Raw genomic sequence first — 14,763 nt, forward strand, 5'->3', positions numbered from 1 at the left:
AAATAAAATAAAAAATGACACTTTCAACTTTTACCTTTCATGTCCTAGAAATGGATCCTATATTATTTTTATCTTATGTGTTTTGGGCGGGTATCGGCGTTCTTTTAAGTTTACTACTCAATGCAAACCAACGAGCCATAAACAATAATAACATGCAAATGGCTTTTTGCTGGAAGTTTCTTTTTACAAGCAACTATAAAAGAATACTTATTTCATTCCTTTTAATTCTAGTCTCTATTAGGTTTAGTAAGCAACTCATTGGTCTCGAACAAAATGCATTCTCTTCTTTTGTTATTGGACTCTGCAGCGATCATCTAGGAAAAGTTCTACAACTTAAAATCTTAGTTATGCGTGATAAACAACTAAAACCCAACCAAAACGAATAAGCAGATAAAAGTATTTTCAAATCCTTACTTTTTCCAAGTAAGCTATTAGCAGATCATGATATCGAAGCCTATCATCCCATCCATTATAACCACCATTAATACGCCGAGTGATTTCCCTAAAATTTCCATCATCCGCTAAAGGATTTAGCTTAGTTTGTTTCCAATATTCACAGGCTATATGACAAGCTTCAATAGGATCCGCCGCGATATCAGGGCACTGTTCTAAATCTAAACCGATCAACTCACCATATTTTTTATAATTATAACGCCCTGTTAAATGAAATATTCCTCTACCTCGAAATTGATAACCATCACCTATTTGACTATTTCCTAATTTTTTACCAATAGAAGTTTCTGGTTCATATTTATTAAAATAACTTTCACGACCCAATTCATAAAACCACTTAAATCCACCCGTTTCATGGGCGGCTTGGGCAATAAAAGCAGCAATACGCTTTGCAGTAATTACTTCATAATCTGGGAAATAGCTGTTAAAACCTTTTACAAGCTTTTCTGATAAGCTTTTTTCTAATTTAGGAAACACATTAGCCACTAGCGCATCAAGAACAGCTTTTAACACTTCATTTGGAATGATCATAAATCTAGAATTTTTTATAATTATTATTATTGGAACTAATTTTAATTTATTTAATTAAATCATTCAACTTCATCACTTTGAATTATCTTGACACCGATAGTTTTCATTTCAGAAATAGCTAAGCGTCCATCTTCTGGATTAACATTCACCGCTCGACATCCATCTTCGATTAAATAAGTTTTAAAACCTAATTTACAGGCATCTAATACTGTATATTTAACGCAATAATCTGTTGCCACTCCCATAATGTACACTTCAGTTATCTGCAACTCTTTTAGAAACTCTGCTAAGCCTGTCTCTTTTCGATGATCATTTTCAAAAAAACCACTATAACTATCAATTTCTGGATCACTTCCTTTGCGGAATACTTTGATAATATGATCTAATTTAAGATTTTTTACAAACTCCGCACCTTTTGTATTTTGTACACAATGTACAGGCCATAATACTTGTGACAAACCCGCTTGTTGAATAAATTCTCCGGGAAATCGCCCTTTATGATTGTTAGCAAAACAGGTGTGATCTTCTGGATGCCAATCCTGTGTAGCAATAACATATTTAAAATGTTGTTGCACACGATTAGCCACAGGAATTACTTCGTCAGCATTATCCACTGCTAAGGAACCGCCAGGCATAAAGTCATTTTGTAAATCCACTAAGATCAAGGCTTTTTTCATAAAAGTAAGATTCCTGGAACAAAGAAAATTGTTATATTAATTTACTTGCAAATAGAACGACTGCTAAGTATCTTTTTATTTTAAACTCTTTTGCTAACTCAGGAAAGAGAAAAATAGATAACAAGATATCAATCTAAACTTTGTCCTTTTTTAATTTTGCTATAGTGTTACAGAAAAATTTTTACAAAAGATAATGATATTAAAGAAAAAAATAAGGTTCTAGGAAGAAAGAATTTTTTTCAAAAAAATAAATATTTTTTTATTTACTTAATGCTGTTTTGGCTTTTAAAATAAGTTTTAATTTTAAATTATACAGATTTTCTTCTAAGCCCACCGGGTAAGCATGGGGATTTAATAGTCGTCGAATACTTTCATGGAATTGTTGTAATTCTCCATGAGTTTTTTCTTGACTAGATTTTAGTAAAGGTCGTTTGTAAATTAATTTCCCTAGACGAAAAATCGGCGTTAATAAATCGCGATGCGGTGTGCCTGCGGGAATGATACGCCTTTTCGTGGGATCGATAGGATCAATAATAGTGATATTCTCTTCTGAAATTCCTAATCTTTCATCGTAAATTGCATCAGCCATCGCTGAACCATCCACTCTATCGGCATAATAACGGCGTACTGATAAAATTCCCGGAGTAGAAATTTTAATAGTTTGTTCTGATAATTTAAGCTTGTTTGCCCAGATCCCTTCTGCCGACTTAATTGCACTCAGTTTGTAAACACCTTCGAGTGCCGGCTGTTCATAGGCAGTAATGAGATGCGTACCTACACCCCAAACATTAATGCTAGCCCCTTGTTCTTTCAAACTGGTGATTACCAAAGGATTCAAATCGTTGCTGCCGACAATGACTGCATCATGGTAACCTGCGGCATCTAATAGTTTGCGCGCTTGTTGGCTTAAATAAGCAAGATCTCCAGAATCTAAGCGAATACCCGCTAATTTAAAGCCATTAGGTTTTAATTCCTCGCTTATTTTAATCGCATTTTTCACGCCCTCAAGTGTGTTATATGTATCCACTAAAAAAACACACCGATCCGGAAAGGTTTGCGCATACACACGAAAAGCTTCTAATTCATTAGCAAAACTGAGTACCCAACTATGTGCATGCGTTCCACGTACCGGAATATTTAATAATTTTCCGGCTAATACATTAGATGTCGCGGTACAACCTCCAATATAAGCGGCACGACTTGCCATTAACGCGCCATCAAAACCTTGTGCACGACGTAATCCAAATTCTAATACGGGCTCACCTCGTGTAGCTTGCAACAAACGCGCTGCGCTAGTAGCAATAAGACTTTGAAAGTTTATAATATTTAGTAAAATACTCTCTAATAACTGACATTGTAATAAGGGTCCCTTAACACGGATTAAAGGTTCTTGCGGAAAAACCACGGATCCTTCTTCAACGGCATCAATATCACAACTAAATTTTATTTGTTGTAAATACTCTAAAAAATCAGCATGAAATAATGCTTTGCCTTTTGTATCTGTTAATCCAGCTAAATAATCGATATCGTCTTTAGTAAATTGAAAATTTAGCAAGTAATCAATGAATGTGCCTAAACCTGCACAAATGGTGTATCTGCCATTAAACGGTGCTTGTCGAAAGCTATGATAAAAAACCGCTTCACGTTCATGGATACCGGCTTTCCAATAACCATAGGCCATCGTCAATTGGTAAAAATCAGTTAATAAAACCAAAGAAGATCTATATAGTTGTGCTAATGCATTTTGCATTGAAAAAAAACCCCAGCAAATAAGGAGAGTATAACGGTTTTTCTTTTAGTGATGGAGATTTCAAGACCAGATTTGCTGCTTTTTCTTGAATGGCTGCGCGCACGCTGGGTTAGCTTCAGCCATGCAAGGATCTTTCATCATTATTTGAAAAATTCGCATTTTTTGAGATATTATCAACCACCCGTTTGTTTTTCTCGAATTTCATCCAAAGTTTTACAATCGATACAAAGATTGGCAGTAGGACGTGCTTCTAAGCGGCGAATACCAATTTCAACGCCACAAGAATTACAGAAGCCATAATGACCTTCATCGAGTTGCTGTAAGGCATCCTCAATTTTTTTAATGAGTTTACGTTCGCGGTCGCGCGCACGTAATTCTAGATTAAATTCTTCTTCCTGAGTCGCACGATCGCTAATATCAGGTAAAGAAGTACCTTCATCTTGTAGATGATGCACGGTTCGACCCATATCTTCCAACAATACGCGTTTTCGCTGTAATAATAAACGGCGAAAATACGCTTGCTGGCTCGAACTCATATAGTCTTCCCCAGGACGTTCCTTATAAGGCGCTATATTTAAATCAATTTCTGAATTAACAGAAGTTAATTCTAGCCTTGTTTCTGGTAAAGAACGTTGTTTTTTAGATTCTTTTTTAAGTTTTTTATGTTCTGCCATTTTAGTTTCTATTGATGGTTGTTGTTTTACCGCAGGTAGCGCCTGGGAATCAGACTTTGCTTGCTGTTGTTTTTTTTTAGAAGGAGCTCGGATCACTTGTGCCTTCGCTACTTTTGTTGATTTTTTTTTAACTATAGGCTTTCTACTTCTGGTAACACGAGAGGACGTCGACGTTTTTTTTGAGGTTTTGCTTTTGCTAGGCTTTTTTTTTACCTGACTAACTGCTTTTTTTTTAGTCTTTCTGCGCACAGTCTTACGACGCGTCGCTGGTTTCTTACGGGTTACAGCTTTTCTACGACGTGGTTTACGTACAGCTTTTTTAACCGCAGTTTTTCTACGACGACGTGGTTTAGCAGCAACCCCCACTTTTTTCTTTCTACGAACTGTTTTTCTTTTACGTGCAGGTGTTGCAGCTGTAGAGCGTTTTTTACGTCGCTTTGGAGCAGCAGATTTTCTTTTTACTGGCATAAAAAGTTCTCCTCTTGAGAATTTAACATTTGCCGGAATTGGCACACACACATAAACCAAACACATCTATACCAAAAATAATTCGACATGGCAATTATTTCAAAGACCCAACCATGTCTCTTCTTTTTATTAATGATTTATAGATCATATTTTCAATTAATTCCATTTTCCACTACTAACTCGTTGATGACCAGCCAAATCTTTGTAATTTTTTATCTGATGGTAGCCATATTTTAAAAAAAATTCCTTAACAAAAGTCATCTGCTGATAGCCATGCTCTAAAAATAAAATACCGCCCTCTTGCAGATATTCACGTGATTGCTGAATAATAATTTCTAAATCATTTAAACCTTTTCTCCCTGAAATTAAAGCATTTTTCGGTTCGTAAGCCAAAGCACATTCCGTTTGCAAGTGTGGATCATCCGCTGCAAGATAAGGTGGATTACTAAGAATCGCATCAAACTTTTCTCCAGCTAATAATGCTTGGCACCAATCACCCTGACGTAGTTCTATCGTATGTAGGTGATAACGGCGGATGTTACGCTTGGCAACCTGTAAAGCACCAGAGGAATAATCGATTGCAACGAATTGCCATGCCGGTCTAGCCAAAGCTAATGCAACAGAAATTGCCGCCGAGCCTGTTCCCAAATCCACTATTTTTCGTTGTTCAGTGCTAAAGGTATCAAGTACCTGTTGTACTAATAATTCTGTTTCCGGCCGAGGGATGAGTACTTCTGGTGTCACTTCAAAAAACAATGACCAAAATTCCTGTTGACCCAGTAAATAAGCAATCGGTTCTCCCGATTGTCGACGCGCAATCAATTGTTGTATGTATTTTTGCTGGGACGTTGTCAGTAATCTATCCGGAAGTTGGATATGTAATTGCACACGAGTAAGTCCTAAAACATGAGCAAATAACAATTCTGCATCTAAGTACGCGCTGGGACTAGTTCGTTTTAATTCTTTGATCGCCCAACGCCAGAAGGAAATTAACAACATAATATCAGCCTATTAAAATGCGAAGAGTCGCTACTCATAGCAATGGGGTTTTAGTCAAGTGCCGTGAAAATGAAGCAACCGGAGTGTATTTTCTATACATGAGGATTGCGAATAAAGCGGCAACACAGACAAAAACTCCAGTACGAAGAGTATGGCTTAAAACTGTTGAGGATTTTGCTTACGTCGAATATAAGAGACAAAAAATAGGATAATTAATAAGGGTAATAAAACGGGTAACAAAATTGGAAATAAAATAATAGCGACGATAGTCCAAATAACGGCAATAGCACCGATTATTAGTGCTCCGGCCCAGGTTAAAATAAACAGCAGTAAAATACTCAAGGAAAAAAAGAAAACTGAAGCGACCAAAAATCCCCAGACACTAACACCAACCACTACAGCTCCAGTAAATAAAGCCAGCGCGATGTGACCGCCAATAATCAGCAATAATAAAATAAACAATGCTATAGCCATTGATCGAAACATTAACATTTCCTCCATTTATGGATAGATATACTCTTCGTACTAAACTTTTACGAGTTTCGTTAATAGATGAAACAAGCTTGTGCAGAATAAGGGATTATTGAATAGAAGACCTTAATGAACAGGGATGTTCATTAAGAGCTACAGGGACGTATTGATGCGTGTCTGATATTCAATAATCCCTTATTCTAGTAACTCAAAAATTTTTACCTCGATACTCCTGTTTTGTCTGCGTTGTTGCTATTCGCCCAAGGCCGCTAATTCATCCGCTTGATATTCACGCGTTAAGGATTGAATAACCGGTTCTAAATGCCCTTCCATGATATCAGATAATTGGTACAACGTTAGATTTATCCGGTGATCGGTTAAACGACCTTGTGGAAAATTATACGTGCGGATACGCTCAGACCGATCCCCGCTACCGACTAAATCTCGACGTGTTTCTGCTTCTTCACGTTGTTGTTTGGCTTTTTGCGCTGCTAATAATTTAGCTTGTAATAAAGACATCGCACGGGCACGATTTTTATGTTGCGAACGTTCATCTTGACATTCCACGACTAAGCCCGTGGGTAAATGCGTAATGCGGATGGCAGAATCGGTTTTTTGTACGTGTTGTCCACCAGCGCCTGAAGCACGAAAAGTATCAATTTTTAAATCCGCAGGATTGATGGTGACATCATCCACAGTTTCGATTTCAGGAAGTATCGCTACCGTACACGTCGAAGTATGAACGCGTCCTTGCGCTTCGGTTTCAGGAACGCGTTGCACACGATGCGCACCAGATTCAAATTTTAAATGCGCATAAACAGCAGTCCCCGCAATACGCGCAATAATTTCTTTATAACCACCTTGTTCACTAGGATTCATATGAATAATTTCCATTACCCAACCCTGATTTTCTGCATAACGCGAATACATTCGAAATAAATCGCCGGCAAAAATAGCGGCTTCATCGCCTCCGGCAGCTGCGCGAATTTCTAAAAAAACATTTCGTTGATCATTAGGATCTTGGGGTAATAATAAGCGCTCTAATTCTTTTTCTAATTCGACTTGTTTTTTTTGTGCGATATTAATTTCTTCGGTGGCAAGCTCACGTACTGCCGAATCCGTATCATGTAAACACTGTTCGGCTTGATTTAAGATATCTAAGTTAGTCCGATATTGCTGAAAACATTGTACGACAGGGCCTAACTGAACATATTCCTTAGATAAGTCACGGAAATGATTTTGATCCTTAATTACACCCATATCAGCCAATAAAGCAGTTAATTCTTCGTAACGTTCGACGATTAAGGTCAATCTATTGAATAAAGAGGTCTTCATACGACCACTTTATACCTAAAGCTAACCGCGAAGTCGAGTACTGAATAGTGCGTCATATAAAGCTTGGAAAATTGAATGTTAATGATTCATAAGCTATTCTAAAGAGGAGTAGACCGCTATAGCGGGCGCTATAAGGTTTTACACTAACTCACAGCAATTGAGTTTTTTGCAAATACCGTGAAAGAATTACGAATCAGCGGCAACGCATTAAAAATTCAAGTGCGAAGAGTATATATAACCTGAGGGGATAGTATGAAAAAATTATTACTAATGGCTTCAGCTATTTGCATGGGTTTATTAAGTAGCATCAACGTGGCTAATGCCCACCCAGGCCAAAGTGCTTGTGCATTTAATGCTCACTTAGTAAAAAAGGCTGGTTTTGTTTCTGGAGCATACTATGACTGCGCTACCATACGTCAGTTATTGTCCAGACTCAACGTCGCACCACGTGCTTGTACAAATATTGCATCATGTCAATATCGTTATGTTTGCAGCGAATATCATTATCTCGCTACCAATAAATTAATTCCTAACCGAGGCCCAACTATTTATTGGCATACTTCACAACCTTTTTAATAAAAAAGGAATGGGGCAAATTCAGGTATCCCTTCCCTAGTGAAGGGATATTTTTTTGTGCAAAATACTACGCACTTGAATTTTTACTGCGTTGCCACATTTTGCTGGTAAAGTCTATTTATCTATTTTTGGTTACGCTTCATGTCGACATCAGTTAATGCCTCTATAGCCATTTCGCCACAGCAAAAGAATCAAATTGATTGTTACGGTGCATGGACCTTACGTGGCATTCATAAAAAAAACTTAGATCACGCTTTTAAAAAACTGAATCGCAGCACAGAATCGTCATTCATTTTAAATGCTGAAGCTATCACGCGTATGGATAGTAGTGGTGCCTGGCAACTTTACCAATGGAAAAAACAACTCACTAAAAAAAAGGACGTGCAACTGACTGGTTTAAATCAAAAACACCACGCATTATTTGCAATGATAGAAGAAGCAGCCAAACAAATAAAACCGTTGCCTACAGTAAAAACTTATACCGGTTTGGCCTTGCTCGGCAAAAAAACTATCCAATCCTGGCAGGGATTCAAATCTTATTTAAGTTTTATTGGTAAAAACTTTATTAGCGCTTGGCATACTATCTGGCAGCCCAGCCAACTGCGTGGACGCGCCATCATGAGTATCATTGAAAATACCGGTTTAGATGCTTTAGGTATTATTGCTTTATTATCTTTTATGATAGGTATTGTCTTAACTTATCAAATGGGTTTTCAATTAAAAAATTTTGGCGCGACCCGATTTATTATCGATTTATTAGGTCTTGCCATATTACGTGAATTTGCTCCCTTATTGACGGCGATTATGGTAGCCGGTCGCAGTGGATCCGCTTTTACTGCCCAATTGGGAATGATGAAGATCAAGGAAGAAATCGATGCTTTAAACACCATGGGTGTTCTCCCGAATCAATTATTAATCTTACCTCGTATTTGGGGTTTATTGATTGCTTTACCTTTACTCACAGTTTGGGCTGATGTTTTTGGTCTACTCGGTGGCATGGCCATGACACATAACATGCTCAATATTAGTTACACTGAATTTTTACAACGTTTTCCGAAAGTCGTTTCACTTTCCTCACTCATTATCGGTGTCGGTAAAGCACCGGTATTTGCACTTATTATTGCCAGCACTGCTTGTTTTCAGGGTTTGCGTGTCAGTGGTAGTGCCGATAGTGTCGGCAGACAAACCACGCGTAGTGTGGTACAAGCTATCTTTTTTATTATTGTCGCCGACGCATTATTTTCGATTTTATTTAGTAACTTAAATATCTAACCATCACTGGATTATTTTACGTACGCTCATGTCATCGAATAAGCGCTATAATGCAATTATGCATGCTTCTGACCCCGTTATAAAAGTTAAAAATGTTAAACTACTCCTCGCGGGTCAATGGATCCATTGCGGCATTAATTTAGAAGTGCAACACGGCGAAATTATTGGCATAGTCGGAGGCAGCGGTTCAGGAAAATCGACATTGCTGCGCGAAATTTTAGCCTTACTGACCCCTACTTCTGGAGAGATTGAAGTTTTTGGTAAAAATTTAAGCAAGCTTTCTGCAGCCGAGTTACTTAAAATACAATGTCGTTGGGGCGTATTATTTCAACAATCGGCCCTCTTTACGTCGCTTAATGTCATTGAAAATATTTCCTTCCCCTTACAAGAACATACAAAATTGGACAAAACGACGATCAAAGAGCTAGCTTTAATTAAATTATTAGCGGTAGGTTTGCCGATAGACTCGGCCATAAAATATCCATCTGAACTGAGTGGCGGAATGTTGAAGCGAACGGCTTTAGCACGTGCTCTGATCATGGATCCCGAATTGTTGTTACTCGATGAACCCACCGCAGGTCTCGACCCACAAGGCGCAGAAGAATTTGATGCATTAGTCTTAAACTTACGCAACATTTTAGGATTAACCATTGTCATGATCACGCATGATCTGGATACCTTATGGCAAATTACCGATAAAGTTGCTTTTTTAAATGCAGGACGCGTTTTGGAGTTTGCACCCATGGTGCGTCTCACGCAATCCAAACAACCAGCTATAATGGCTTATTTTCAAGGACCACGTGGGCGTTTGACGCAACATCTTTACGAGGGAAACCATGGAATCTAAAGTCAATTATACCTTAGTCGGTGCTTTTGTTCTTATTTTGACCATCGCCCTCATTATTTTTATTACTTGGTTATCAGCGGGATTATCCACGAAACATTATAAAAACTTCTTAGTTATCATGCATGAATCCGTGGCCGGCTTAGGGGTTAATTCTTCCGTTAAATATAATGGTGTTAATGTGGGGACCATTAAGAAAATTTCTTTAAATGATCAGAATCCTGAGCAAGTACGCTTAATATTACAAATAGAAGAACATACGCCTATTACTGAAGGCACGACAGCCACCTTAAATAGTCAAGGTTTGACCGGGATCACTTACCTGGCATTGCAAGGCAGTGATTCTAATTTAAATCCTATTCCATTCGTTCACGGTGAAAAATACCCAATTATTAAAAGCACTCCTTCTTTGTTTTTACGTTTAGATACGACTTTACGTGATCTGAATAATAATATGAATCAGATTACACAAAATATTAATGGCGTATTAGGGGGTGAAAATCCGGTATTATTTAGAAAGATTTTAGATAATTTATCCATAACCAGTAATCACTTAGCGCAACAAAGTAAACGTCTCGATGCTATTTTAATTAATACCGCACGTTCAACACGTGCATTTCCATCGTTAATGAATACATTAACCCAACAAACGCTCCCGTCTACCAATCAAGTGTTAAATAACCTAAGTATCATGACAGATAATTTACTTGAATTGTCGGATAATCTAAGACAAAACCCCAGCCTATTAATCCGCGGACAGAAACCACCCCCCTTAGGACCAGGAGAAGAATAAAGTGCTTAACTTTTTAGGTCGTATGGGCTTTGGTAAAAATAATTGTGTCCATAAAGTAATAATAGCTTTGCCATGTTTACTGTTGTTATCAGCCTGTTCGATATTTGAGCCTATTAAAACTCCTCCGATGCACTACTTTACTTTAGCCATGCCTGATCCAGATTGGGATAGTTGCGCACAACAAGGGCGTAGCACAATATTGGTCAATCAACCTCGTGCCAATGCAATTTATAACAGTCCGCGCATGATATACATCCCCGCTTGCTATCAAATCCAATATTTTGCACAAAATCGCTGGGCAGACATGCCCACACAAATGTTACAGTCTTTATTAATCAACTCTTTACAACATACCGGCTATTTTCAAGCAATTATTAATACCCCCTCCACTACTTATTATGATTGGGTGCTGAATACACAATTACTTAGCTTTCAACAAGAATTTATAAGCATTCCCAGTCGTTTCCGCATTGCGATGCGTGCGCAACTCATCGATGCCCGATCTAGACATGTCATTGCCACACAAGATTTTGTTGTGGTACAAACCGCAGCACATGATGATCCTTACGGTGGAGCACTGGCTGCAAACCTCGCAGTACAAAAAATACTCAATGAAATTAATTGTTTTTGCTTAAGAAATTTAAGCTGAAAATCTAGGCTTTAAGTTTTTCATCCACGACTATTTTTGTTTCAATCCAATTTAAGCTTTGTTAGGAAATAACATAATGATATTTAAATGATCATTTTTTTGTTTCGCATCTTCAAACCAACTATAATTTTTTTTATCGTTGCAGTTTTTTTTCAAACCATTTACTTTTTTTCGCAATGAATAATGACGATTGGCTTTCTTGATTCTTTTTCGTATCGATAGCATAGTGATATTTAACCTCGATTAATATTAAATGAGTAATAAATTTTTAATGGAAAAAAAAATAGATGTGCAGTATAAATAGTTTATATTAAGCTTATATTAAATAAAAATTAAATTGCGTGGTTAAATTATTAAAAATTAAGTTTGTTTACACTGCGAGTCTGCCGACTTACTTTGGTGTAAAAAAATTGCCTTTCATTAAATAAGGATAATAACGATTGCGTATTCCGTAATCGCTTTAAAGATAGGCATAAATAGTCTCGTGACAAATTATACTTTTTCCCTTGTTTAGCGCCCTGCTATTTGTTCAGGTGTCCAAGATAACTGTAATTTTTTAAATACATAACTTCTTAATCTCCTGTTTTTTCTTTTCTATGGCTTTTTTATCTTTGGGTTTTGTTTGTAAAAAGCTGTACCTAGATTGTGTGCTCAATGCATTAGAAGAATTTTTATTAAATTCTGTTTTGTTTTGTGACTTTGGTGGAACTTTAAGCAATTCCTCAAGTTGTTTTTGGCGTCCTGGCTTTGGTTCTGGCTGATAGAGAATCCTTTTTTTTGTCTCGGAGGTTAATTCTTGAGGTAATTTGTCGAACGGCTTTTTCAAGCTCTTTAACAATCTCGATATGCCCGTTTTGGTTAGCAATACAAAGCGGAATCACATCATTTGCTGATAAATTAACATCGCTGCCTGCTGTTATAAGTTCTTTAACAAGCTCAACATGACCGTGCTGTGCAGCAGCGTTAAGCCAGGAATCACCTATTTTATTTTGAAACTTGGCCTTCTCTAAAGTTACTTCATGCAACGATTTCCATTTTTTATCAGCAAATAACTGCGCCATCTCAGAATGAGATAAATTCGGGCAGCACACATTGTGCTTATAATAATTTTTTCCTCAGAATCTGATAAGGAAATGATTTCTCCTGCTTCTACAAGGGGGACGTGCAAAAAAATACCTTTTGCTAAGCCAGATTGATATTTGGTAACTATACTAGCATCTATCACCCAACTTTTATCATCAGCATCATAACCTAACATAAAGCTGTGTATTCGATTACTTAAAATCAAAGTACTACGACTGTGCTTTTGCTCATTCATAAATTGTTCCCAACTATTCAGTAATATTTGCATTTCCTCAACGCTATAAATGCCGCTAAAATTGCCTACCTGGGAGAATCCGCCTCGTTCTTCTGCTGATTGGCTTTGTATAAGTTCTGCAATGTTATTGAAGATTTCAAAGGTAAATATCTGTTTGATTTAACAAACTCTTATGCAATTCGACCTGAATGTTAGTTACATTATCTATTTTGACTAGACTGTAAATACCATAGGCTAGCTATGGGAAGTGGATGAGTAATCGGATTGTCCCTTTTTGTATGGAGTGCGGTAAGTGCATTTTTCTTTAAAATCAACTAAATCTTCAATTAATCTAAGCTTATCTACAACATAGGCGTTTTTCTTCTAGAAGTTTGCCATATAATAAAGCAATATCCGATTCAGATAATTTCACCCTCCGGGTAGTGGTCTTTCTTTCTTTCCCTAAACAAATTAACAATAACTTTGTCCGAACTTTTCTCTTGAATGTTCTCCACGATTATTTTAATAAATGATTTCTACGATCCTAATCATCTTTTTTAATAATTTTCATTATAAAATTAGCCTTTAGAGTTTGTTTTTAATATTATTAGATGCCAATAATGTTAGAGTTGTTACATGCTAAATTAGTTAAATTAATTTAATAATAAATAATAGAAAAAATTTTCTAATAATTAGATATTACTCACTCATCCATTTTTAAAATGAAATATTTAAAAAATAAAAACTTAATGCCCCAATTTTTTCCACTATTATTAGTTTGTTACGAAATAATCAATTATTTGGCCAACGATATGTATTTGCCGGCTTTGCCGAGTATGATTCACGATCTCGGGATCAATACCCGTTTAGCGCAACAAACCGTAACTGCTTGGTTTTTTGGTGCAAGCTCGTTACACTTATTATTAGGTCCGGTCTCGGATCGATTTGGTAGAAAACCCGTCCTACTTATCGGCGGCGTATTGTTTACTACCGCCACTTGGATTTGTGCAATCACATCGAATATTCATATTTTATTGCTAGCGCGCTTTATTCAAGGCGCGGTGGTGTCTACTTTAAGCACGGCGGGTTATGCCAGTATTCACGAGACCTATGATCGCAAACAAGCCATCCAAATATTGGCACTGATGACCAGTGTGGTGGTGTTAGCACCTGCTGTTGGCCCTTTAATTGGTGGAATTTTTTTACAATGGTTAAACTGGCGTTGGATATTTGTATTTTTAGCAGTGAGTGCCAGCATCATTTGGCTAGGCTTATGTTTTATCATGTCAGAAACGCATTCCAGTACACAAAGATACATGTTTCGATGGTCACATGTATTAATAAATTATCAACAGATACTGAAAAATAAAGCATTCATGCTTAATCTATGTATTATTAGTTTTAATGTATTAGCTAAAGTTGCGTGGATAGTAGGCGGACCGTTTTTAATCATCAACCAATTTAAATTAAATACCTTATATTTTGGTCTAATCCAAATTTTGGTCTTTGGCAGTCAGATTCTCGGGGCACAAATCGTCAAACGTGTTATCCATCACATCGAAATAAATCGTTTAATCAACCAAGGCTTAAGCATTTCCCTATTTGCTAGCGTATTGGCAGTTGGTTTGTGTTTTAATTTTCCCGATAAACTCATAGGACTTGTCATTTGCTTAATGATTTTTTGTTTCGGTACTGCACTTTCCAGTCCTTTACAACGACTTTGTATAGAAGCGAGTCCTGAACCCATGGGTGCGCGCATGGCCATTTATGCGACTTCAATTAGTTTATTTTGTAGTTTGGCCAGTTTTTTATTTAGTTTTACCTACACCGGCAGCTTACTCTGGTTTGCTAGCTTACTGTTTATACTTGCCAGTCTCGCCAACCTCGTGCGCTGGTTTAGCTTGAAATACTTTTTTAACGTTTAGGGGCCATTCACATCAATTTACCTACCTAATTACTAAGCTTTCTTACCTA

Annotated in this window: 16 protein-coding genes; 7 read left to right on the top strand and 9 right to left on the bottom strand. The window is 37.0% G+C overall.

Annotation, left to right across the window (positions count from 1 at the left end):
* Nucleotides 1-14 precede the first annotated feature (14 nt).
* Nucleotides 15-386: a hypothetical protein gene (locus tag AACL18_RS04490; RefSeq protein ID WP_339049578.1), complete on the top strand. Its 372-nt coding sequence runs from the start codon at nucleotides 15-17 to the stop codon at nucleotides 384-386.
* Between the two features lie 16 nt (nucleotides 387-402).
* On the opposite strand, the gene AACL18_RS04495 is transcribed toward AACL18_RS04490, so the two are convergent.
* The 7 genes from AACL18_RS04495 to prfA all read right to left on the bottom strand — a co-directional run bounded on the left by AACL18_RS04495 (nucleotide 403) and on the right by prfA (nucleotide 7,358).
* The gene (locus tag AACL18_RS04495) at nucleotides 403-984 is read right to left on the bottom strand and encodes a glycoside hydrolase family 19 protein (RefSeq protein ID WP_339049580.1); all 582 of its coding nucleotides are present in this window, start codon (nucleotides 982-984) and stop codon (nucleotides 403-405) included.
* A gap of 59 nt (nucleotides 985-1,043) precedes the next feature.
* The gene (gene pncA / locus AACL18_RS04500) at nucleotides 1,044-1,661 is read right to left on the bottom strand and encodes a bifunctional nicotinamidase/pyrazinamidase (RefSeq protein WP_339049581.1); all 618 of its coding nucleotides are present in this window, start codon (nucleotides 1,659-1,661) and stop codon (nucleotides 1,044-1,046) included.
* A 259-nt stretch (nucleotides 1,662-1,920) separates the two neighbouring features.
* Complete coding sequence (locus AACL18_RS04505) at nucleotides 1,921-3,411, bottom strand: nicotinate phosphoribosyltransferase (protein ID WP_339049582.1); 1,491 nt, start codon at nucleotides 3,409-3,411, stop codon at nucleotides 1,921-1,923.
* 173 nt (nucleotides 3,412-3,584) lie between these two features.
* Nucleotides 3,585-4,085 carry an RNA polymerase-binding protein DksA gene (gene dksA, locus AACL18_RS04510; RefSeq protein ID WP_339051611.1) on the bottom strand — a complete coding sequence of 167 codons (501 nt, stop codon included), beginning with the start codon at nucleotides 4,083-4,085 and terminating at the stop codon, nucleotides 3,585-3,587.
* Nucleotides 4,086-4,709: 624 nt separating this feature from the next.
* The gene (gene prmC / locus AACL18_RS04515; RefSeq protein ID WP_339049584.1) at nucleotides 4,710-5,552 is read right to left on the bottom strand and encodes a peptide chain release factor N(5)-glutamine methyltransferase; all 843 of its coding nucleotides are present in this window, start codon (nucleotides 5,550-5,552) and stop codon (nucleotides 4,710-4,712) included.
* 156 nt (nucleotides 5,553-5,708) lie between these two features.
* Entirely contained in the window at nucleotides 5,709-6,038 is a 330-nt protein-coding gene (locus AACL18_RS04520; protein WP_339049585.1) for a hypothetical protein, read from the bottom strand.
* Between the two features lie 237 nt (nucleotides 6,039-6,275).
* Nucleotides 6,276-7,358: a peptide chain release factor 1 gene (prfA, locus tag AACL18_RS04525; protein ID WP_339049586.1), complete on the bottom strand. Its 1,083-nt coding sequence runs from the start codon at nucleotides 7,356-7,358 to the stop codon at nucleotides 6,276-6,278.
* 252 nt (nucleotides 7,359-7,610) lie between these two features.
* Between prfA and AACL18_RS04530 the strand changes: the two genes are divergently transcribed.
* The 5 genes from AACL18_RS04530 (at nucleotide 7,611) to AACL18_RS04550 (ending at nucleotide 11,492) form a co-directional block, all read left to right on the top strand.
* Nucleotides 7,611-7,934 (top strand): hypothetical protein, encoded by a 324-nt coding sequence (locus tag AACL18_RS04530; RefSeq protein ID WP_339049587.1) that lies wholly within the window; start codon nucleotides 7,611-7,613, stop codon nucleotides 7,932-7,934.
* A gap of 141 nt (nucleotides 7,935-8,075) precedes the next feature.
* Entirely contained in the window at nucleotides 8,076-9,206 is a 1,131-nt protein-coding gene (locus AACL18_RS04535) for an ABC transporter permease (RefSeq protein ID WP_339049588.1), read from the top strand.
* Between the two features lie 28 nt (nucleotides 9,207-9,234).
* A complete protein-coding gene (locus AACL18_RS04540; RefSeq protein WP_339049589.1) occupies nucleotides 9,235-10,053 on the top strand; it encodes an ABC transporter ATP-binding protein in 819 nt (272 codons plus the stop codon).
* Nucleotides 10,043-10,843 (top strand): MlaD family protein, encoded by an 801-nt coding sequence (locus AACL18_RS04545; RefSeq protein ID WP_339049590.1) that lies wholly within the window; start codon nucleotides 10,043-10,045, stop codon nucleotides 10,841-10,843. The genes AACL18_RS04540 and AACL18_RS04545 overlap by 11 nt, the downstream gene beginning before the upstream one ends.
* A 1-nt stretch (nucleotide 10,844) precedes the next feature.
* Nucleotides 10,845-11,492 (top strand): ABC-type transport auxiliary lipoprotein family protein, encoded by a 648-nt coding sequence (locus AACL18_RS04550; RefSeq protein WP_339049591.1) that lies wholly within the window; start codon nucleotides 10,845-10,847, stop codon nucleotides 11,490-11,492.
* A gap of 722 nt (nucleotides 11,493-12,214) precedes the next feature.
* Here AACL18_RS04550 and AACL18_RS04555 read toward each other — a convergent pair.
* The gene (locus AACL18_RS04555; RefSeq protein WP_339049592.1) at nucleotides 12,215-12,517 is read right to left on the bottom strand and encodes an ankyrin repeat domain-containing protein; all 303 of its coding nucleotides are present in this window, start codon (nucleotides 12,515-12,517) and stop codon (nucleotides 12,215-12,217) included.
* Nucleotides 12,505-12,810, bottom strand: coding sequence for a hypothetical protein (locus tag AACL18_RS04560; protein WP_339049593.1), 306 nt, complete (start codon nucleotides 12,808-12,810; stop codon nucleotides 12,505-12,507). The genes AACL18_RS04555 and AACL18_RS04560 overlap by 13 nt, the downstream gene beginning before the upstream one ends.
* Before the next feature lie 779 nt (nucleotides 12,811-13,589).
* Here AACL18_RS04560 and AACL18_RS04565 point away from each other — a divergent pair.
* Nucleotides 13,590-14,714, top strand: a complete 1,125-nt coding sequence (locus AACL18_RS04565) for an MFS transporter (RefSeq protein ID WP_339049594.1) — start codon at nucleotides 13,590-13,592, stop codon at nucleotides 14,712-14,714.
* Nucleotides 14,715-14,763: the final 49 nt, after the last annotated feature.

It is taken from the genome of Rickettsiella endosymbiont of Xylota segnis (assembly GCF_964019545.1).
In the GTDB taxonomy this organism is placed as follows: Bacteria; Pseudomonadota; Gammaproteobacteria; order Diplorickettsiales; family Diplorickettsiaceae; genus Aquirickettsiella.

What these genes read in the sequence shown, in the direction of transcription:
- AACL18_RS04535 (WP_339049588.1), top strand. Translation starts at nt 8,076, where the DNA reads ATGTCGACATCAGTTAATGCCTCTATAGCCATTTCGCCACAGCAAAAG.
- prfA (WP_339049586.1), bottom strand. Translation starts at nt 7,358, where the DNA reads ATGAAGACCTCTTTATTCAATAGATTGACCTTAATCGTCGAACGTTAC.
- AACL18_RS04490 (WP_339049578.1), top strand. Translation starts at nt 15, where the DNA reads ATGACACTTTCAACTTTTACCTTTCATGTCCTAGAAATGGATCCTATA.
- prmC (WP_339049584.1), bottom strand. Translation starts at nt 5,552, where the DNA reads ATGTTGTTAATTTCCTTCTGGCGTTGGGCGATCAAAGAATTAAAACGA.
- pncA (WP_339049581.1), bottom strand. Translation starts at nt 1,661, where the DNA reads ATGAAAAAAGCCTTGATCTTAGTGGATTTACAAAATGACTTTATGCCT.
- AACL18_RS04540 (WP_339049589.1), top strand. Translation starts at nt 9,235, where the DNA reads ATGTCATCGAATAAGCGCTATAATGCAATTATGCATGCTTCTGACCCC.
- AACL18_RS04545 (WP_339049590.1), top strand. Translation starts at nt 10,043, where the DNA reads ATGGAATCTAAAGTCAATTATACCTTAGTCGGTGCTTTTGTTCTTATT.
- AACL18_RS04530 (WP_339049587.1), top strand. Translation starts at nt 7,611, where the DNA reads ATGAAAAAATTATTACTAATGGCTTCAGCTATTTGCATGGGTTTATTA.
- AACL18_RS04560 (WP_339049593.1), bottom strand. Translation starts at nt 12,810, where the DNA reads ATGAATGAGCAAAAGCACAGTCGTAGTACTTTGATTTTAAGTAATCGA.
- AACL18_RS04505 (WP_339049582.1), bottom strand. Translation starts at nt 3,411, where the DNA reads ATGCAAAATGCATTAGCACAACTATATAGATCTTCTTTGGTTTTATTA.
- dksA (WP_339051611.1), bottom strand. Translation starts at nt 4,085, where the DNA reads ATGGCAGAACATAAAAAACTTAAAAAAGAATCTAAAAAACAACGTTCT.
- AACL18_RS04495 (WP_339049580.1), bottom strand. Translation starts at nt 984, where the DNA reads ATGATCATTCCAAATGAAGTGTTAAAAGCTGTTCTTGATGCGCTAGTG.
- AACL18_RS04520 (WP_339049585.1), bottom strand. Translation starts at nt 6,038, where the DNA reads ATGTTTCGATCAATGGCTATAGCATTGTTTATTTTATTATTGCTGATT.